This window comes from Saccharothrix sp. HUAS TT1, assembly GCF_040744945.1.
Classification (GTDB): Bacteria; Actinomycetota; Actinomycetes; order Mycobacteriales; family Pseudonocardiaceae; genus Actinosynnema.
On sequence record NZ_CP160453.1, the window covers coordinates 4,799,760 to 4,822,048 of the forward strand.

Below are 22,289 nucleotides of genomic sequence, written 5' to 3' on the forward strand. Positions count from 1 at the left end.
CCCGCGTCGACCGACCCGGCCGAGGCGGAGTTCTGGGCCGCCGTCGACCGCGCCGACACCGCCGCCGTCGCGACCGCGCTGGACCTCGGCGGTGACGCGGCCCTCGCGGGCGTGCTGCCGGCGCTGTCGGCGTGGCGCCGGAAGTCGCGGGAGGCGGCCGAACTCGACGGCTGGTGCTACCGGGACGCCTGGGAGCCGGTGGCCGACCGGCAGGCGCTGCTGCACGGCGCCTGGCTGCTGGTCACCGAGGACACCGGGGCCGACCTGACCGGAGCCAACCTCGCCGGAGCCGATCCCGCCGGCCAGGACTTCGCCGGGTTCGCCTCCGACGGGGCGGATCGCGCCGGCCAGGACCTCGCGGTCGCGGCGGCCCTGGCGTCGCACGGCGCGGAGGTCGTGCACCTGTCCGTCCCGGCGGGCGCGGATCGCGCGGCGGTCGCCGTGCGGTTGCGCGAGGTCGTCGGTGATCGCGTGCCGACCGGTGTGGTGTCCCTGGCCTCCGCCGGGACCGACGCCCGCCGCAACCTCGCCTCGACCGCCGGCCTGGTGCAGGCGCTCGGCGACACCGGCGCCACCGGACCGCTGTGGGTCCTCACCCGCGGCGCGGTCCCGGCCGGCGCGGGCGAGCGCCCCGACCCGGCGCAGGCCGCGGTGTGGGGCCTCGGCCGGGTGGTCGCGCTGGAGCACCCCGGCCTGTGGGGCGGCCTGGTCGACCTGCCGCCGGTCCTCGACGCCCGGTCCGCCGAACGCCTCGCCGGCATGCTCGCCGGCCGCGCGGAGGACCAGGTCGCCCTCCGGGCCGCCGGCGTGGTGGCCCGCCGCCTGACGCCCGCGCCCGGCGGCCCGACCACCCGCACCTGGCGCCCCTCCGGCACGGTCCTGGTCACCGGTGGCGCGGGTGCGCTCGGCCGCCGGGTCGTCCGGGCCGTCGCCGCGGCGGGCGCTCGGCACGTCGTCCTCGTCGGACGGCGCGGCGAGCGCTCGGACGGCGCGGCCGAGCTGCGCGCCGAGCTGGCGGGACTGGGCGCGGAGACCACCTTCGCCGCCTGCGACGTCGCCGACCGGGACGCGCTGGCCGCCGTGCTGGCGGACGTGCCCGACCTGACGGCCGTGGTGCACGCGGCAGGCGTCCTCGACGACGGCGTGGTGGAGACCCTGACCCCGGAGCGGTTCGACGCCGTCCTGCGAGCCAAGGCGCGGGGCGCGGAGAACCTGCACGAGCTGACCAGGGACGTGCCGCTCGACGCGTTCGTGCTGTTCTCGTCGTTCGCCGGCGCGGTCGGCGCGGCGGGCCAGGGCAACTACGCCGCCGCCAACGCCTTCCTCGACGCCCTCGCCGAACGGCGGCGCGCCGAGGGCCTGCCCGCCACCTCGATCGCGTGGGGCCCGTGGGCCGAGGCCGGCATGGCGCGCGACCCCGGCGCGGCGGACCGGTTGCGGCGCAGCGGGTTCACCCCGCTGGACCCGGAGCGCGCCGTCGCCGCCCTGTGGCACGCCGTCGAGCGCGACGCCGCCGCGGTGACCGTGACCGACGTGGACTGGGCGCGGTTCGCGCCCGGCTTCACCGCGGCCCGACCGTCGCCGCTGCTCACCGGCGTCCCGCAGGCCAGGTCCCTGCCGGCCGCGGCCGAGCCGGACACCTGGCACGACCGGCTGGCCGCCGCCGACCCGGCAGCCAGGACCAGGCTGCTGCTGGAACTCGTCCTCGCGACCACCGCGCAGGTGGCCGGGCACCAGGCGGGCGAGGAGGTCGACCCGACCGTCGCGTTCAAGGACCTCGGGTTCGACTCGCTGATCGCGGTGGAGTTCCGCAACCTGCTCGGCGCCCGCGTCCGCGCGGACCTGCCCGCCACGCTGATCTTCGACCACCCGACGCCGCAGGCGGTGGCCGACCGGCTGGTGGCGCTGCTCGGCGGCGACGGGGTGGACCTGCACGCCGAACTCGCCCGGGTGGAGCGGCTGCTGGCCGCGGCGCCCGAGGGCGACCGCGCCGCGATCTCGGTGCGGCTGCGCTCCCTGGTGCGGGCCTGGGACGCGGACGAGCGCCCCGCCGACACCGGTCCCGCGCTCGACTCGGCGACCGCCGAGGAACTGTTCGAACTGCTCGACGACGAACTCGGGAAGTGACCTCCGTGGCCAGTGAAGACAAGCTGCTCGACTACCTCAAGCGGGCCACCGCCGACCTGCGCGACACCAAGCGCAGCCTGGACGAGGCGCGCCGCCGCGAACGGGAGCCGATCGCGGTGGTCGGGATGGGCTGCCGGTTCCCCGGCGGCGTCGAGGACCCGGAGCAGCTGTGGGACCTGGTCGCGTCGGGCGGTGACGCCATCGGCGGTTTCCCGACCGACCGCGGTTGGGACCTGGCCGCGCTCGGCGAGGCGGCGGCCACGGCCCGCGGCGGGTTCCTGCCCGGCGCGGGCGACTTCGACGCGGACTTCTTCGGCATCTCGCCGCGCGAGGCGCTGGCCATGGACCCGCAGCAGCGCCTGCTGCTGGAGGTCGCGTGGGAGGCGCTGGAGCGGGCCGGGCTCGACCCGACCGCGTTGCGCGGCGGCGACACCGGCGTGTTCGTCGGCACGAACGGCCAGGAGTACGGGCACCTGGTGCACGCCTCGGGCGCGGACGTCGAGGGCCACCTGGGCACCGGCAACGCGGCCAGCGTGCTGTCCGGCCGGTTGGCGTACGTGCTCGGCCTGGAAGGCCCGGCCGTCACCGTGGACACGGCGTGCTCGTCGTCCCTGGTCGCGCTGCACTGGGCCGCGCACGCCCTGCGCACCCGCGAGTGCGGGCTGGCGCTGGCCGGCGGCGTGACGGTGATGGCGTCGCCCGGCGCGTTCGTGGAGTTCTCCCGGCAGGGCGGCCTGTCCTTCGACGGCCGGTGCAAGGCGTTCGCCGACGGCGCGGACGGCACCGGCTGGTCCGAGGGCGTGGGCGTGCTGGTGCTGGAGCGGCTGTCCGACGCGCAGCGCAACGGCCACCGCGTGCTGGCCGTGATCCGGGGCTCGGCGGTCAACTCAGACGGCGCGTCCAACGGCCTGACCGCGCCCAACGGCCCGTCCCAGCGCCGGGTGATCTGGCAGGCCCTGGCCAACGCCGACCTGTCACCGTCCGAAGTGGACGTCATCGAGGCGCACGGCACCGGGACGTCGCTGGGCGACCCGATCGAGGCGCAGGCGCTGCTGGCCACCTACGGCCTGGACCGCGAGACGCCCGCCTACCTGGGCTCGATCAAGTCGAACCTGGGCCACACCCAGGCCGCCGCCGGCGTCGCGGGCGTGATCAAGGCCGTGCAGGCGATGCGCCACGGCGTGCTGCCCGCGACCCTGCACGTGGAGCGCCCGTCGACCGCGGTCGACTGGTCGGCGGGCCGGGTGGAGCTGCTGACCGGGGCCCGCGACTGGCCGGCGGTGAACCGGCCGCGCCGGGCCGCGGTGTCGTCGTTCGGCCTGAGCGGGACCAACGCGCACGTGATCCTGGAACAGGCGCCGGAACCCGACGCCGCCGCGGTCGCCGAACCCGTTCCGGGCGCGGTCCCGGTCCTGGTGTCGGCCCGCGGCGCCGCCGCCCTGCGCGCCCAGGCCGCCAAGCTGCGCGACCACGTCGCCGGCTCCACCGCGCCCGTCGCCGACCTCGCGTTCTCCGCCGCCACCACGCGGGCCGCGCTCGACCAGCGGGCCGCCGTCGTCGCCCGCGACCGCCAAGGGCTCCTGACCGGCCTCGACGCGCTGGCCGCCGGCGCACCGCACCCCGACGTGATCACCGGCGCGCCCGGTCGCGGCGGTCTGGCCGCGCTGTTCGCCGGTCAGGGCTCGCAGCGCGCGGGCGCGGGCCGGGAGCTGTACGCCCGGCACCCGGTGTTCGCCGCCGCGCTGGACGAGGCGCTGGCCCTGCTCGACACGTCCACCGACGTGCTGTTCGCCGAACCCGGCACGCCGCGGGCCGCGCTGCTGGACTCCACCGACCACACCCAGGCGGCGCTGTTCGCGTTCGAGGTGGCGCTGTTCCGGCTCCTGGAGTCGTGGGGCGTGCGCCCGGACTTCCTGCTCGGCCACTCCGTCGGCGAGATCGCCGCCGCGCACGTCGCCGGCGTCCTCACCCTCGCCGACGCCTGCCGCCTGGTGTCCGCCCGCGGCCGGCTCATGCGCGCGCTGCCGGAGGGCGGCGCGATGGTCGCCGTCCGCGCCGCCGAGGCCGACGTCCTGCCGCTGCTGCCGCCGGAGGTCGCGGTGGCCGCGGTGAACGGGCCGGAGTCGGTCGTCCTGGCCGGGCCCGAGGACGCCGTGCTCGCCGTCGCCGACCGGCTGGGCGACAAGGCCAAGCGGCTGCGGGTGAGCCACGCGTTCCACTCGCCGCTGATGGACCCGGTGCTCGCCGAGTTCCGCGCCGTCGCCGAGACGATCACCCACGCCGAGCCGACGATCCCGATCGTGTCCACGGTGACCGGCGCGCCGCTGCGCCCGGACAGCTGGGCCGACCACTGGGCCACCCAGGTCCGCTCCACCGTCCGGTTCGCCGACGGCGTCCGGCGGCTCGTGGACGACGGCGTCCGCACGTTGCTCGAAATCGGGCCCGACGGGTCGGTGTCCGGCATGGCGCGGGCCAGTGCCGGTCCCGCCGCGGTCGTGCCCACGCTGCGCCGCGACCGCGACGAGGACGAGGCGATGGCCGCGGCGGTGGGCGCGCTGGCGGTCGGCGGCGTGCGCCCCGACTGGGCAGCGTTCCTCGGCCCGCGCGCCGCGGTCGAGCTGCCGACCTACGCGTTCCGGCACGAGCGGTTCTGGCCGGAGGTCCCGGAGGACGTGCCGGCGGACGACGGCTTCTGGGACGTCCTGGCCGCCACCGACCTCGACCGGCTCAGCGCCGACCTCGACGTGGACGAGGCCGCGCTGGGCGCGGTCGTGCCCGCGCTGTCGGCGTGGCGGCGGCGCAGGCGCGAGCGGTTCGTCACCGACGGCCGCCGCTACCGCGCCGTGTGGACCCCGGTCGAGCCGGGCCCCGCCGGTGGAGCCGACCCGTGGCTGGTCGTCGTGCCCGCCGCGCACCTCGGCTCCGAGTGGGCGGGGCAGGTCATCGCCGCGCTCGGTGTGACGGCCGTCGTGACGCCGGACGACCTGACCCGCGCCGGCCTCGTCGCGTCACTGCGGCCCGCGCTGCTCGACGGGGCCGACTTCGGCGGCGTGCTGTCCCTGCTGGCCCTGGCGGACCCGACCGCCGGCGCGTGCCTCGTGCAGGCGCTCGGCGACCTCGGCGTGGACGCCCCGCTGTGGTGCGCGACCCGCGACGTCGAGTCGGACCCGGCCCAGGCCGCCGCGTGGGGCCTCGGCCGCGTCGCCGCCCTGGAGTACCCGCGCCGCTGGGGCGGGATGGTCGACCTGCCCGCCGCGGTGGACCCCGAAACCGCCACCCTGCTGCCGCGCGTGCTGGCGGGTGATGAGGACCAGGTGGCGGTGCGCGCGGACGGCGTGCTGGCCAGACGCCTCATCCCCGCGCCCGCCCGGACCCAGGGCTCGACCGGCGCGTGGTCCGGCGACTCCGTGCTGATCGCGGGCGGCACCGGCCGGGTCGGGTCGCGAATCGCCCGCCACCTGGCCCGTGAAGGTGTCCACCTGCTGCTGGTCGCCCGAACCGCACCGGACCCCGCCGCGCCCACCACCCTGTCCGCCGCCCCGCTTTCCGCCGCGCCCGCCGACCTGTCCGCTGCCGCGCCCGCCGACCTGCCTGCCGACCCGACCGCTGCCGCACCTGCCGCCGCACTCGCTGCCGCCTCGCCCGCCGACCTGCTTGCCGCCGCGCACGCCGAACTGCGCGCCGAACTCGAAGCGGCGGGTGCCCGGGTCACGTTCGTCGCCTGCGACCTCACCGACCGCGCCGCCGTGGACGCGCTGCTCGCCGAACACCCCGTCACCTCCGTCGTCCACGCCATCGGCGTCCACGACGACCGGGTGGTCGACAGCGCCGACGCCGCCCACCTCGCCCACGCCCTCACCCCGGCGCGCACCGCCACCACCCTGCACGAGGCCACCGCCCACCTCGACCTCGCCGCCTTCGTCCTCTGCTCCTCGCTGACCGGCGTCACCGGCGTCCTCGGCCGCGCCGGGCACGCCGCCGCGCACGCCGTCCTCGACGCCCTCGCCGAGCACCGCCACGCGCGCGGCCTGCCCGCCACCTCCGTCGCCTGGGGCCCGTGGGCGCTGCCGGACAACCCCGCCACCACCGCCTTCGGTCGCGGTGTCACGCCGGTGGAGCCCGAGTCGGCCCTGGACGCGCTGGACCTCGCGGTCGCCGAAGGGCTGCCCGCGCTGACCGTCGCCGACGTGGACTGGTCCGCCTTCCTGGACCTGTCGCTGCTCAGCCGACCCACCCCGCTGTTCGCCGACCTCCCGCAGGCCCGGCACGCGGTCGCCGCCGCCGAGGCCGACCGGACCGACGCCGGCACCACCACCTCCGAGCTGCGCGAACGCCTCGCCACCATGCCGGAGGACGACCGGGGCGCGGCGGTGCTCGACGCCGTCCGCACGGTCGCCGCGTCCGTGCTGCGCCGCTCCGACCCCGCCGCGATCGAGGCCGACCGGCCGTTCCGCGACCTCGGCTTCGACTCGCTGACCGCCGTCGAACTGCGCAACGGCCTGGGCGCGCTGACCGGCCTGAACCTGCCCGCCACCCTCGTCTTCGACCACCCGACGCCCGCCGTGCTCGCCGCGCACGTCCTCGCCGAACTGGTCGGCGGCCCGGCGGCGCTCGTGCCGACCACCGTCCGCACCGCCGTGGACGACGACCCGATCGCGATCGTCGGCATGGCGTGCCGCTACCCGGGCGGTGTGCGGTCGCCGGAGGACCTGTGGGACCTGCTGGTGGAGGGGCGCGACGGCATCGGCCCGTTCCCCGCCGACCGCGGCTGGGACCTGGACGTGTTGGCGGGCGCGGACTTCGGGTCGTCGCGGACCCGCGAAGGCGGCTTCCTGGAGGGCGCGGCGGGCTTCGACGCCGGGTTCTTCGAGATCTCGCCGCGCGAGGCGCTGGCGATGGACCCGCAGCAGCGGCTGCTGCTGGAGGTCGCCTGGGAGTCGCTGGAGCGCGCGGGCATCGACCCGGCGACCCTGCGCGGCCGGGACACCGGCGTGTTCGTCGGCACCAGCGGCCAGGACTACGCGGGCGTCGCCGCCCACGCGCACGAAGAGGTGCTGGGCCACCTCAACAGCGGCAACTCGGCCAGCGTGCTGTCCGGCCGCATCTCCTACGTGCTCGGCCTCGAAGGCCCGGCGGTCACCGTGGACACGGCGTGCTCGTCGTCCCTGGTGGCCCTGCACCTGGCCGCGCGGTCGCTGCGCGCGGGGGAGTGCTCGCTGGCGCTGGCCGGCGGCGTGATGGTGATGTCCACCCCGGCCGGGTTCATCGAGTTCAGCGAGCAGGGCGCGATGTCGGCCGACGGCCGCTGCCGCTCGTTCGCCGACAGCGCGGACGGCGTGGGCTGGTCCGAGGGCGTCGGCGTGCTGGTGCTCGAACGGCTCTCCGACGCCCGCCGCAACGGCCACGAAGTGCTGGCCGTGGTCAAGGGCAGCGCGGTCAACCAGGACGGCGCGTCCAACGGCCTGACCGCGCCCAATGGCCCGTCACAGCAACGCGTCATCCGCGCCGCCCTCGCCGACGCCGGCCTCGCACCATCCGAAGTGGACCTGGTGGAGGCGCACGGCACGGGCACCACGCTGGGCGACCCGATCGAGGCGCAGGCCGTGCTCGCCGCCTACGGGCAGGAGCGCGAGCGCCCGCTGCTGCTCGGGTCGATCAAGTCGAACATCGGCCACTCGCAGGCCGCGGCGGGCGTCGCGGGCGTGATCAAGGTCGTGCTCGCCATGCGCCACGGCCTGGCCCCGCGCAGCCTGCACCTGGACGCGCCGTCGTCGCACGTGGACTGGACGGCGGGCGCCGTCGAACTGCTGGCGCGGGCCCGGTCCTGGCCGGAGACCGGTCGGCCGTGGCGGGCGGGCGTGTCCTCGTTCGGCGTCAGCGGCACCAACGCGCACACCATCATCGAGCAGGCCCCCGACGCGCCGACCGCACCCGAACCGCCCGGCCCCGAGCCGGTCGCGGACCGCGTGCTGCCGTGGGTGCTGTCGGCGAAGACCCCGGCCGCGCTGCGCGACCAGGCCGCCCGGCTGGCGGCGTTCGTCGGCGAGCGCACCGACCTGCGCACCGTCGACCTGGCGTACTCGCTGCTCACGAGCCGGTCCGCGTTCACCCACCGGGCCGCCGTCGTGGCCGCCGATCGGGACGGGGCGGTCGCCCGCCTGACCGCGTTCGCCGAGAACGGCGAGGGCGTCGCCACCCGCGGCAGGCCCCGCACCGCGTTCGTATTCGCGGGCCAGGGCTCGCAGCGCGCCCGGATGGGCTGCGAGCTGCACGCGTCGCACCCCGTGTTCGCCGCCGCGCTGGACGAGGTGGCCGCGACGCTCGACGCCGAGCTGGGCTGGTCGCTGCGCGACGTCCTGCTGAACGCCGACCTGGACCGGACCGGGTTCGCCCAGCCCGCGCTGTTCGCCGTCGAGGTGGCCCTGTTCCGGCTGCTGGAGTCGGCGGGCGTGCGGCCGGACGTGCTGGTCGGGCACTCGGTGGGCGAGATCGCCGCCGCGCACGTGGCGGGCGTGTTCTCGCTGGCCGACGCGTGCCGCCTGGTGGTGGCGCGGGCGAACCTGATGCAGGCCCTGCCCGCGGGCGGCGCGATGCTCGCGGTGGCCGCCCCCGAGGACGTCGTCGTGCCGCTGCTGGTCGACGGCGTCTCGATCGCCGCCGTCAACGGTCCCGCGTCGCTGGTGGTCGCCGGACCGGAGGCCGGTGTCCTGGCCGTTCAGGAACGGCTGGCCGGGCACCGGACCAAGCGACTGCGGGTCAGCCACGCGTTCCACTCGGCGTTGATGGACCCGGTGCTGGACGACTTCCGCCGCGTGCTGGACGGGATCGCGTTCGAAGCACCCCGGATCGCCTACGAGTCCACGGCCAACGGGCAGTGGGACTCACCGGAGTACTGGGTCCGGCAGGTCCGCGACACCGTCCGGTTCGCCGACGCCGTGCGCGCGACCGGCGCCGCGCTGTTCGTCGAGGTCGGGCCGGACGGGTCGCTGACCGGCGCGGTGCAGGACAGCGCGGCGGACGACGCGGTCGTCGTGCCGCTGCTGCGCCGGGACCGCGACGAGCCGACGACGCTGGTCACCGCCCTGGCGCAGCTGCACACCGCAGGTGCGGGCGGCGCCCTGGCGGCCTTCGCGGGAACCGGAGCGCGCCGCGTCGACCTGCCCACCTACGCCTTCCAGCACACCCGCTACTGGCCGCGCACCTCGGACGTCGCGGGCGACGTGACGGCGGCGGGCCTGCGCCCGGTCGGCCACCCGCTGCTGGGCGCGGCCGTCGAGCTGCCCGACTCGGACGGGCACCTGTTCACGAGCAGCCTGTCCGTGCGCAGCCACCCGTGGCTCGCCGACCACGCCGTGCTCGGCGCGATCGTCGTCCCCGGCACCGCCTACCTGGAGCTGGCCGTCCGCGCCGCCGACGAGGTCGGCTGCGCCCGCGTCGAGGAGCTGACCCTCCAGACCCCGCTCGTGCTGCCCGCCCGAGGCCGGGTGGACGTGCAGGTCGCAGTGGGCGCGCCCGCCGACGACGGCACGCGCGCGCTCGCCGTGTACTCCCGCCAGGAGACCGCCGACCAGCCGTGGACGCGGCACGCGACCGGCGTGCTGGCCGTCGCCGCCCTGCCCGCCGCGCCCGGTCGGGCCGAGTGGCCGCCGACCGGCGCGACCGCCGTGCCGCTGGACGGCTTCTACGACGACCTCGCCGAGGGCGGGTTCGGCTACGGGCCCGCGTTCCAGGGGCTCACCGCCGTGTGGCAGCGCGGTGACGACACGTTCGCGGAGGTCGTGCTGCCGCGGACCGACGACTCGGTGGACGCCTCCGCGTTCGCCCTGCACCCGGCCCTGCTCGACGCCGCCCTGCACGCCTCCGCGTTCGCCCTGCCCGGCAGCGGCGGCGCGGGCCGGCTGCCGTTCTCCTGGTCCGGTGTCACCGTCCACGCGGGCGGCGCGGGCGCGGTGCGGGTCAAGCTCACCCCGGTCGGCCCGGACGCGGTGGCGCTGACCGTGGCCGACGCGGACGGTGAGCCGGTCGCCACGGTCACCTCGCTGACCCTGCGCCCGGTCGCCGCCGACGCCCTCGCCGCGCCGGCCGCGCCGACCTCGGTGTTCCGCGTCGACTGGACGCCGGTGACCGCCGAGGCGGCCCCGCTGGACGCGCCGGTCGTCGTCGGCCCGCACGACCTGGGCCTGCCCGGCGCGGTGCGCCACACCTCGCTGGACGACCTCGCCGAGGCGAGCGGCGTGGTGTTCGCGCCGGTCGAGGGCGACCCGGCACGGCCGGTCGAGTCCGCGCACGAGGTCGCGGTGCGGGTCTTGGAGCTGTGCCGGACCTGGGTGTCCGACACCCGGTTCGGCGACGCGGTGCTGGTCGTCGTCACGCGCGGCGCGATGTCCGTGGGTGGCGAGGACGTCGCCGACCTCGCCGCCGCCGGCGCGTGGGGCCTGGTGCGGTCCGCGCTGATGGAGGAGCCCGGCCGGTTCGCGCTGGTCGACCTCGGCCCGGACGAGCCCGCCGAGGCGCTGGCCGCCGTGCTGGCCGCCGGCGAACCCCAGGCCGCCGTGCGCGCCGGCGACGTGCTCGTGCCCCGCTTCGCCCGCGTGCCCGCCGACGCGCCCCGCCGCACGTCACCGCTGGTCGACGCCGACCGCGCGGTCCTCGTCGCCGGTGGCACGGGCGGCCTGGGCGGGATGCTGGCCCGGCACCTGGTGACCCACCACGGCGCGCGCCGGCTGGTGCTCGCCGGTCGTCGCGGCCCGGCCGCCGCCGGGGTGGACGAGCTGGTCGCCGACCTGACCGGGCTGGGCGCGGACATCTCCGTGGCCGCCTGCGACTTCACCGACCGCGACGCCGTGCGCGCCCTCGTCGCGGCGCACCCGGTGGGCGCGGTCGTGCACGCCGCCGGCGTCCTGGACGACGGCGTGCTGACGTCGTTGACGCCGGAGCGGATGGCCGGGGTGCTGCGGCCGAAGGTCGACGTGGCCTGGCACCTGCACGAGGCCACCGCCCACCTCGACCTGACCGCGTTCCTGGCCTACTCGTCGGTGTCCGGCACGCTCGGCAGCCCCGGCCAGGCCAACTACGCCGCCGCCAACGCCTGGGTCGACGCGCTCATGCAGCACCGCGCCGCCGCCGGCCTGCCCGGCCAGTCCCTGGTGTGGGGGCCGTGGGCGCAGGAGGGCGGCCTCACCGGCTCGCTCACCGACGCCGACCTGCAGCGCATGGCCCGCTCCGGCATGCCCGCCATGCCCGCCGAGACCGGCCTCGCGCTGTTCGACGCGGCCGTGGCGACCGCCGAACCCGTGGCCGCGCCGCTGCACCTGGACCTCGCCGTGCTGCGCGGCCGGTTCGAGGTGCCCGCCCTGCTGCGCGGCCTCGTGCCGCCCGCCCGCCGGTCCGCCGCCCGCGCCGGCTCCGACGCCGCCCGCGCGCTGTCCGACGTCCTGTCCGCGCTGCCCGCCGACGAACGGGCGGGCGCGCTGGCCGGGATGGTCGCCGAGCAGGTCGCCGTCGTGCTCGGGCACGGCTCGGCCGACGCCGTCGACCCCGACCTGCCGTTCCGCGAACTCGGCTTCGACTCGCTGACCTCCGTCGACCTGCGCAACCGGCTCGGCGCGGCCACCGGCCTGCGGCTGCCCGCGACCCTGGTGTTCGACTACCCGACCCCGGCCGCGCTCGCCGCCTACCTGGGTGACGAACTGCTCGGCACGCTCGCCGACGCGCCCACCGCCCCGACCACGCGCGTCTCCGACGACGACCCGATCGTGATCGTCGGCATGGGCTGCCGCTACCCGGGCGGGGTGCGCTCGCCCGAGGACCTGTGGCGGCTCGTCAGCGACGGCGTGGACGCGGTCACCGACTTCCCGACCGACCGGGGCTGGGACGTCGACAACCTCTACCACCCCGACCCCGCGCACCCCGGCACGTCCTACACCCGGTCCGGCGGGTTCCTGCACGAGGCGCCCGAGTTCGACGCGGCGTTCTTCGGCCTGTCGCCCCGCGAGGCGCTGGCCACCGACGCGCAGCAGCGGCTGCTGCTGGAGGCGTCCTGGGAAGCCGTCGAACGCGCGGGCGTCGACCCCGTGACGCTGCGCGGCAGCCGGACCGGCGTGTTCGTCGGCGTGATGTACAGCGACTACGCGTTCACCCTGTTCAACGTCGCGGACGCCGAGGGCTACGGCGGCAACGGCAGCGGCGGCAGCATCGCCTCCGGCCGGGTCGCCTACACCCTCGGCCTGGAGGGCCCGGCGATCACCGTCGACACGGCGTGCTCGTCGTCCCTGGTCACGCTGCACCTCGCGGCGCAGGCGCTGCGGCAGGGCGAGTGCGACCTGGCGCTGGCGGGCGGCGTGACCGTCATGTCCACGCCCAACGTGTTCGTCGACTACAGCCGGCAGCGCGGCGTGTCCCCGGACGGCCGCTGCAAGTCGTTCTCCGACAGCGCGGACGGCGTCGGCTGGGGCGAGGGCGTCGGCATCCTGGTCCTGGAGCGGCTGTCCGATGCGCGGCGCAACGGGCACGACGTGCTCGCGGTCGTCCGCGGCTCGGCGGTCAACCAGGACGGCGCGTCGAACGGGCTCACGGCCCCGAACGGGCCGTCGCAGCAGCGGGTGATCCGGGCGGCGCTGGCGTCCGCGGGCCTGCGACCGTCCGATGTGGACGTGGTGGAGGCGCACGGCACCGGCACGACGCTGGGTGACCCGATCGAGGCGCAGGCGGTGCTGGCCACCTACGGGCAGGACCGCGAGCGCCCGCTGCTGCTCGGGTCGATCAAGTCGAACCTGGGCCACACCCAGGCGGCGGCGGGCGTCGCGGGCGTCATCAAGGTGGTCATGGCGATGCGGCACGGCGTCGTGCCGCGCACCCTGCACCTGGGCGCGCCGTCGTCCCACGTGGACTGGGACGCGGGCGACGTCGACCTGGTGCCCGAGCCGGTGCCGTGGCCGGAGACCGGCCGGGTGCGCCGCGCGGGCGTGTCGTCGTTCGGCATCAGCGGCACCAACGCGCACACCATCATCGAGCAGTGGCCCGCCGCGCCGGACCGCTCCGACGCCGCCGTCACCCCGTCCGCCGTGCCGCTCGTGCTGTCCGCCAAGACGCCGGAGGCGTTGCGCGACCAAGCCGCGCGGCTGGCGGCGCACCTGGCGGACGCCGACCTGCTCGACACGGCGTTCTCGCTGGTCACCAGCCGGTCGTGGTTCGAGCACCGGACCGCCGTCACGGCCGTGACGCGGGCCGACGCGATCGGCGCGCTGACCGCGTTCGCCGAGGGCGGCACGTCGTCCGCCGTGCGCGGCAAGCCCCGCGTGGGCCTGCTGTTCGCGGGCCAGGGCGCGCAGCGGGTCGGCATGGGGGAGGAGCTGGCCGCCCGTCACCCCGTGTTCGCCGACGCCCTCGCCGAGGTCTACGCCGCGCTGGACGCCGAGCTCGGCCTGTCGCTGCGCGAGGTCGTCACCTCCGGCGACGGGCGGCTGGACGACACCGCGTTCACCCAGCCCGCCCTGTTCGCGGTGGAGGTGGCGCTGTTCCGGCTCGTGCGCTCGTGGGGCGTGCGGCCGGACGTGCTGGTCGGGCACTCGGTCGGCGAGATCGCCGCCGCGCACGTCGCCGGCGTGCTGTCCCTGGCCGACGCCGCGCGCATGGTCGTCGCCCGCGGTCGGCTGATGTCCGCGCTGCCGTCCGGCGGCGCGATGGTGTCGGTGCGCGCCTCCGTCGAGGACGTCGCGCCCGTGCTGGACGACGACGTGGTGCTGGCCGCCGTGAACGCCCCGGACGCCCTGGTGATCGCCGGTCCGGAGGACCGCGTGCGGGCCGCCGCGGACCGGCTGGCCGACGCCGGCCACCGCGCGCGCCGGCTCGCCGTGAGCCACGCGTTCCACTCCCCGCTGATGGACCCGGTGCTGGCGGAGTTCCGGGCCGTCGTCGCGGACCTGGCGTTCGCGCCGCCGGAGATCCCGATCACCTCGACCGTGACCGCGCAGCCGCTGGACGCGCGGACCGCGTGCTCGCCGGACTACTGGGTGGACCAGGTGCGGCGGACCGTGCGGTTCGCCGACGCGGTGGCGTCGCTGGACGTCACCGCGCTGGTGGAGGTCGGGCCGGACGGCTCGCTCAGCGCCGCCACCGGGGCCGTCCCGCTGCTGCGGCGCGGCGTCGGCGAAGAGGTGTCCGCCGCCACCGCGCTCGGCCGCCTCGCGGTGGCGGGCGTGCCCGTGACGTGGGCGGAGGTGTTCGCGGGCACCGGCGCCCGGCGCGCCGACCTGCCGACCTACGCCTTCCAGCACCGCCACTACTGGCCGCAGGGCCTGCGGCTGATGGCGGGCGGCCTGGGCAGCCTCGGCCTGCGCGACTCCGGCCACCCGCTGCTCGCCGCGAGCGTCGAGCTGACCGAGACCGGCGGCCACCTGTTCACCGGCAGCCTGTCGCTCGACACGCACCCGTGGCTCGCCGACCACGCCGTGCTCGGCGCGGCGATCCTGCCCGGCACCGCGTTCCTGGACCTGGCCGCGCACGTCGCCGCCGAGGCCGGGTGCGCGCGGGTGGAGGAGCTGACCCTCGCCGCGCCGCTCGTCCTGCCCGAACGAGGTTCGGTCGTGGTGCAGGTCGCCGTCGGCGCGGCCGACGACACCGGCGCCCGGCCGCTGACCGTCCACTCGCGACCGGAGGACGACGACGGCCCGTGGACCCGGCACGCCACCGGCGCCGCGACGCCGGTCGCCGGTGACCCGGTGGCGCTGACCACGTGGCCGCCCGCCGACGCCGAACCGGTCGACCTGGACGGGTTCTACGAGCGGGCCGCCGACGACGGCTTCGCGTACGGACCGGTGTTCCAGGGCCTGACCTCGGTGTGGCGCGCGGGCGGTGTCGTGCACGTGGAGGCCGACCTGCCCGAGGAGCACCGGGCCGCCGCGGCGGCGTTCGGCGTGCACCCGGCGCTGCTCGACGCGGTGCTCCAAGCAGTCGGCTTCGCCGGGTTGGCCGGCGGTCGCCTGCCGTTCTCGTGGCGCGGCGCGACCCTGCACGCCGCCGGAGCCACCGCGCTGCGCGCGACCGTCATCCCCACGGGGGCGAACGAGGTGTCGCTGCGCGTGGCGGACGGCGCGGGCAACCCGGTCGCCACCGTCGAGGGCCTGGTGCTGCGCGAGGTGGCGTCCGGCCAGGTGGCCGTGACGACTCCCCGTGACGCGCTGTTCGGCGTCGACTGGGCGCCGGTGCCGACCACCGCGACGACCACCGCGGGCTGCGCCGCCCTCGGCGCCCCGATCCCCGGCCTCGACCTGCCGGTGCACGCGGACCTGGCCGAGCTGGTGGCCGCGGAGGACGTGCCGAGCGCGGTCGCCGTCGTGGTCGAGAGCGCCGGCGGCGACCTCCCGGGGTCCGTCCGGGCCACCGCGGGCGCGGCGCTCGACCTGCTCCAGCGGTGGTTCGCCGAGCCCCGCCTCGCCGACACCCGGCTGGTCCTGGTGACCTCCGGCGCGGTCGGCGACGACCCGGACCCGGCGCTCGCCGCCGTGTGGGGCCTCGCCCGCACCGCCCAGACCGAGAACCCCGGCCGCGTCACGCTCGTCGACCTCGACGGGACACCGGCCTCGGCCGCCGCGCTGCCCGGCGCGGTCGCCACCGGCGAACCCCAGCTGGCCCTGCGCGACGGCAACGCCCGCGCGGCCCGGCTGGTGCGCGCCACCGCGCGGCCCGCCGAACCGTGGGCGGGCCGCGTCCTGATCACCGGCGGCACCGGCGGGTTGGGCGCGCTGCTCGCCCGCCACCTCGTCACCGCGCACGGCGTCGGGCACCTGGTGCTGGCCGGTCGGCGCGGGCCCGACGCGCCGGGCGCGGCTGAACTGGCCGCCGACCTGACCGGCCTGGGCGCCCGCGTCGACGTGGTCCGCTGCGACACCACCGACCGCGACCAGGTCGCGGCGCTGCTCGCCGAGCACCCGCCGGCCGCCGTGGTGCACGCGGCGGGCGTGCTGGACGACGGCGTCCTCGACTCGCTGGACCAGGCCCGGCTCGACCGGGTGATCGGGCCGAAGGTCGAGGCGGCCTGGCACCTGCACGAGCTGTTCGCCGGACCGCTGGTGCTGTTCTCGTCCGTCGCGGGCGCGCTCGGCGCGGCGGGCCAGGGCAACTACGCCGCCGCCAACGCCGCGCTCGACGCCCTGGCCGCCCACCGCGCCGCCCGCGGGCTGCCGGTGCGATCGCTGGCCTGGGGCGCGTGGGCGCGCGCGGAGGGCATGCTCGGCGGGCTCGCCGAGGCCGACGTGGCCCGCATGACCCGGTCCGGGCTGCCGCCGTTGAGCGAGGAGCTGGGCCTGGCGCTGTTCGACGCCACCGCGTTCGGCGACCTCGACCGCCCGGCCGTGCTGCCGGTGCGGGTCGACCTGGCCGCGCTGCGCGCCGCACCCGAGGTGCCGCCGCTGTTCCGCGCCCTGGTCAAGCCGACCGCGCGCCGGGCGGCGGCCGGTGCGGGCGAGCTGGCGCGCGCCCTGCGCGACCGGTCGCCCGCCGAGCGGCTGCGGTTCGTGCTCGACCAGGTCCGCGCCCAGGTCGCCCAGGTGCTCGGGCACGCCTCGGCCGCCGACATCGAGCCCGAGCGGGCGTTCGGCGAGATCGGGTTCGACTCGCTGACCGCCGTGGAGCTGCGCAACAACCTCACCGCCGCCACCGGCCTGCGGCTGCCCGCGACGCTGGTGTTCGACCACCCGACGCCGCTGGCGCTGGCCGAGCACGTGCTGTCCGAAGTGGACGGATCACGGGTCGAGGCGGTCGAGGCCACCGCGCGGGCCGCCGACGACGACCCGGTCGTGATCGTCGGCATGGCCTGCCGCTACCCGGGCGGCATCACCACGCCCGAGGAGCTGTGGCGGTTCCTGGTGGCGGGCGGCGACGCCGTGACCGGCTTCCCGACCGACCGCGGCTGGGACCTGACCGGCGTGGACGAGCTGGAGGTGTCCCGCGACGTGCTGCAGGGCGGCTTCCTGCACGACGCGGGCGAGTTCGACGCCGACTTCTTCGGCATGAGCCCGCGCGAGGCCGTCGCCACCGACGCCCAGCAGCGGCTGCTGCTGGAGACGTCGTGGGAGGCGTGCGAACGGGCCGGCGTCCCGCCGCGCAGCCTGCGCGGCAGCCGCACCGGCGTGTTCGTCGGCGTCATGTACAGCGACTACGGGATGCTGCTGCGCGGCGACCCCGAGACCGGCGGCTACCAGGGCAACGGCAGCGCGGGCAGCGTCGCGTCCGGGCGGGTGTCGTACACGCTCGGGCTGGAGGGGCCGGCCGTCACGGTCGACACGGCCTGTTCGTCGTCGCTGGTGGCGCTGCACCTGGCCGCGCAGTCGCTGCGCTCCGGGGAGTGCGCGCTGGCGCTGGCGGGCGGGGTCACGGTGATGGCCACGCCGACGCCGTTCGCCGAGTTCATCGCCCAGCGCGGGTTGTCGTCGGACGGCCGGTGCAAGTCGTTCTCCGACAGCGCGGACGGCGTGGGCTGGTCCGAGGGTGTCGGGGTGCTGGTGCTGGAGCGGCTGTCCGACGCCCGCCGCAACGGCCACGACGTGCTGGCCGTGGTCCGGGGCAGCGCGGTGAACCAGGACGGCGCGTCCAACGGGCTGACCGCGCCCAACGGGCCGTCGCAGCAGCGGGTGATCCGGCAGGCCCTGGCGGGCGGCGGGTTGCGACCGTCCGATGTGGACGCGGTCGAGGCGCACGGCACCGGCACGACGCTCGGCGACCCGATCGAGGCTCAAGCGCTGCTGGCGACCTACGGCCAGGACCGCGACGAGCCGCTGCTGCTGGGGTCGATCAAGTCCAACCTCGGTCACACCCAGGCGGCGGCGGGTGTCGCCGGGATCATCAAGGTGGTCCTGGCCATGCGTCACGGCCGCCTGCCGCGCACCCTGCACGTCAGCGAGCCGTCGCGCCAGGTCGACTGGACCGAGGGCAGCGTGCGGCTGCTGACCGAGACCACCGACTGGCCCGCCGTCGAACGCCCGCGCCGGGCCGGCGTGTCGTCGTTCGGCATCAGCGGCACCAACGCCCACGTGATCATCGAACAACCTCCGACCGCACCGGCGCTCGCGCGTGGTGGGGCCGGCGCAGTGACGGGTGCGGCCCCGGCGGCTGCGGGCGGCCAGGCGAGTGCCGCGCCGGTGATCGCAAGCGGCGCGGCGAGCGTCGTGCCGGCGGCGGCTGGTGGCGCGGCGGGCGTGGTGCCGGTGCTCGCGCGTGGTGAGGCGAGTGCAGTGCCGTGGGTGCTGTCCGCGCGCGGCAACGGGGCGTTGAAGGCGCAGGCGGCCCGTCTGCTCGACCACCTGCTGGACCGGGCGGACGACCCGGCCGCCGTCGGGCGCACGCTCGCCACCGGCCGGTCCGCGCTGGAGCACCGGGCCGCCGTCGTCGGGACCACCGACGAGGAGTTGCACGCCGGCCTCGCCGCGCTCGCCGCCGGGCGCACCGCGCCCGGACTGGTCGAGGCGGTCGTCCGGGACGCCCCGCGCGTGGCGCTGCTGTTCGCGGGCCAGGGCTCGCAGCGGGTCGGCATGGGCGCGGGGCTCGCCGCCCGCTTCCCGGTCTTCGCCGCCGCGCTGGACGAGGTCACCGCCGAGGTCGAGGCCGAGCTGGGCACGTCCCTGCGCGACGTCGTCGCGGGCGGCGACCGGCTGGACGACACCGCCTTCGCCCAACCCGCCCTGTACTGCCTGGAAGTGGCGCTGCACCGGCTCGTGGAGTCGTTCGGCGCGCACCCGGACGTGCTGGTCGGCCACTCGATCGGCGAGATCGCGGCGGCCCGGGTCGCCGGGGTGCTCTCCGGGCCCGACGCGGCGAAGCTCGTGGTGGCGCGCGGCCGGCTCATGTCCGCGCTGCCCGCCGGCGGCGCGATGGTCGCCGTCCGGGCGTCCGAGGACGAGGTGCGCCCGCTGCTCGACGCGCGGGTCGACCTCGCCGCCGTCAACGGCCCGAACGCCGTCGTGGTCGCGGGTGACGCCGCCGCCGTGGAGGACGTCGCCGCGCACTTCGCCGCGCTCGGCCGCAAGACCACCCGCCTGCGGGTCAGCCACGCCTTCCACTCGCCGCTGGTGGAGCCGGTGCTGGACGCGTTCCGCGAGGTGGTCGCCGGGTTGGCGTTCGCCGAGCCGCGCGTCCCGATCGTGTCCGCGGTGACCGGCGGGGTCGCCGACGTGACCGACCCGGAGTACTGGGTGCGGCACGTGCGGGCGACCGTCCGCTACCACGACGCGGTGGCGTGGTGCCGCGACAACGGCATCGGCGTCCTGCTCGAACTCGGCCCCGACGGCACGCTCACCGCCCTGGCCGAGGAGACCCTGGACGGCGCGGCGGTCGTGCTGCCGGTGCTGCGCGCCGACCGGGACGAGCACACCTCCGCCGTCACCGCGCTGGCCCGCCTGCACACCGAGGGCGTCGGCGTCGACCTCGCGCCGCTGTTCGCCGGCGCGGACCGGGCCGACCTGCCGACCTACGCCTTCCAGCACCGCCGCTTCTGGCCCAAGCCGCAGGCCCAGGCCGGTGACGCCACGTCCGTCGGGCTCGGCGCGGCCGTGCACCCGATGCTCGGCGGCGCGGTCGAACTGCCCGACTCGGACGGCCTGCTGGGCACCGGCAGGCTGGCCACCCGCACCCACCCGTGGCTGGCCGACCACGTCGTCTTCGGCACCACGCTGGTGCCGGGCACGGCCGTGCTGGAACTCGCGGTGTGGGCCGGTGACCGGGTCGGCTGCGGCACGGTCCGCGAGCTGACGCTGGAGGCGCCGCTGGCGCTGCCCGAGGCGGGCGCGCAGGTCCAGGTGACCGTGGGCGGCGCGGACGAGCGCGGTGAGCGGACCGTGCGCGTGCACTCCCGGACGTCGGCCGACGCGCCGTGGCTGCGCAACGCGAGCGGCGTCCTCGGGACGTCGGCGGAGGACCCCGGGGCGATGCCCGCCGAGTGGCCGCCCGCCGACGCCGACCCGGTGGACCTGTCCGACGTCTACGAGCGGTTCGCCGACTCCGGGTTCGACTACGGCCCGGCGTTCCGGTGCCTGCGCGCGGCGTGGCGGCGCGCCGGCGAGGTGTTCGTGGAGCTGGCCCTGCCGGACCCGGCCGCGGCGGCGGGCTTCGTGCTGCACCCCGGCCTGTTCGACGCGGCGCTGCAGGCGTCCGCGCTGCTCGACCTGACCGGCTCCGGCACGCCGCTGCTGCCGTTCAACTGGGGTGGCGCGACCGTGCACGCCTCGGGTGCGACGGCGCTGCGGGTGCGGCTCGTGCCCGACGGCGACGCGGTCGCGCTCACCGCCACCGACCCGGCCGGCGCGCCGGTGGTGTCGGTGCGGTCGCTGGCGTTGCGCGCGGTCGACCCGGCCGCCCTCGGCGCCACCGCACCCGACCCGGACCCGCTGCTCCACGTCACGTGGTCGCCGGTCCGGGTGACCCCCGGCGAGGGGCGGTGGGCCCCGCTGGCCGAAGCGGACCGTGACGACCTGCCGGACGTCGTGCTGGCCGAACCGCCCGCCACGACGGGTCTGCCCGCGCCGGAGGCGGTGCGCGCCACGACCGGCTGGGCGCTGGGCGTGCTGCACGACTGGCTGGCCGACCCGCGCTGCGCCGACGCGCTCCTGGTGTTCGGCACCCGGCACGCGGTGGACTCCGAGACCGTCGACGTCGCCGCGGCGGCGGTGTGGGGCCTGGTGCGCAGCGCGCAGGCCGAGCACCCCGGCCGGTTCGCGCTCGTGGACGCCGATCGGCCCGGCCCGGCGCTCGCGGCGGCCCTGGCGAGCGGTGAGGACCAGGTCGTCGTGCGCGGCGACGAGGTCCGCGTGCCCCGCCTCGTCCCGGTCGGGGCGACGGCGGCCGAGTACCCGGCCTGGGACCCGGACGGCACGGTCCTGATCACCGGCGGCGCCGGCGGCCTCGGCGGGCTGCTGGCCCGTCACCTGGTCGGGCGCGGCGCGCGGGACCTGCTGCTGGTCAGCAGGCGCGGCGCGGCGGCCGACGGGGTGGCCGAGCTGGTCGCCGACCTCGCCGAACTGGGCGCGCGCGTCGACGTGGCCGCCTGCGACGTGGCCGACCGCGACGCCGTCGCCGACCTGCTGTCCGGCGTCGACCACCTGGCCGCCGTGGTGCACACCGCCGGTGTGCTCGACGACGGCGTGGTGGACGCGCTCACCCCGGACCGGTTCGACACCGTGCTCCGGCCGAAGGTCGACGCCGCCTGGCACCTGCACGAGCTGACCGACGTGCCGCTGGTGCTGTACTCGTCGGTCGCGGGCACGTTCGGCAACGCGGGCCAGGCGAACTACGCCGCCGCCAACGCCGCGCTCGACGCCCTCGCCGTGAACCGCCGGGCCGCGGGACTGCCGGGGCAGTCCCTCGTCTGGGGCGCGTGGTCGGCCGACGCGGGCATGACCGGCGGGCTGTCGGACGCCGAGCTGGCCAGGCTGGCCCGGATGGGCACGCCCGCGCTGACCCCCGAGGAAGGCTTGGACCGGTTCGACCGGGCCGTGGCGCTGCCCGACCCGGTCGTGGTGGCGCTGCGGCTGGACAAGGCCGCGCTGCGCGCCGCCGGGACCGTGCCGCCGCTGCTGTCGGCCCTGGTGCCGCCGGTCGCCCGGCGCGCCGCCGAGGCCGCGCCGGCCGACCTGGCCGAACGGCTGCGCGCCCTGCCCGCCGCCGAACGCCTGGCCGCCGTGCACGCCGTGGTGTCCGACCAGGTCGCCGCCGTGCTCGGGCACGACCGAACCGGCTCCGGGGGGCACGGCTTCGACCCGGGCCGCGGCTTCACCGACCTCGGGTTCGACTCGCTCACCGCGGTCGAGCTGCGCAACCGGCTCGGCGCGGTGTCCGGGCTGCGGCTGCCCGCGACGCTGGTGTTCGACCACCCGACGGTCGACGCCGTGTCCCGGCTCCTGCTCGACGGCCTCGCGCCGGCGGAACCGGGCGGCGCGCGGGCCGTGGTCGCCGAGCTGGACCGGCTCGACCAAGCGCTCTCCGACGTGGGCGCGGACGACCCGGACGCGCGGCAGGAGATCACCGACCGGTTGCGGTCGCTGCTGCTGCGCTGGACCGGTGGCGACGCCGCCGAGCCCAGCGCGGTCGGCGCCCGGATCAGCACCGCCGGCGCGGACGACCTCTTCGACTTCATCGACAACGAGCTGCGGATCGACTAGCGGGGGACGGCAGAG

General features: G+C 77.4%; 2 protein-coding genes (1 of these 2 only partly in view). Both read left to right on the forward strand.

The features are described 5' to 3' along the window. Window positions 1-2,127, forward strand: partial view of a type I polyketide synthase gene (locus AB0F89_RS22515; RefSeq protein ID WP_367127521.1) — the 3' end only. 26,982 nt of this gene lie to the left of the window's left edge; only the last 2,127 of its 29,109 coding nucleotides appear in the window; its start codon lies beyond the left edge, outside the window; it ends in the stop codon at window positions 2,125-2,127. A gap of 5 nt (window positions 2,128-2,132) precedes the next feature. Beyond that, window positions 2,133-22,274, forward strand: coding sequence for an SDR family NAD(P)-dependent oxidoreductase (locus AB0F89_RS22520; RefSeq protein WP_367127522.1), 20,142 nt, complete (start codon window positions 2,133-2,135; stop codon window positions 22,272-22,274). Window positions 22,275-22,289 lie beyond the last annotated feature (15 nt).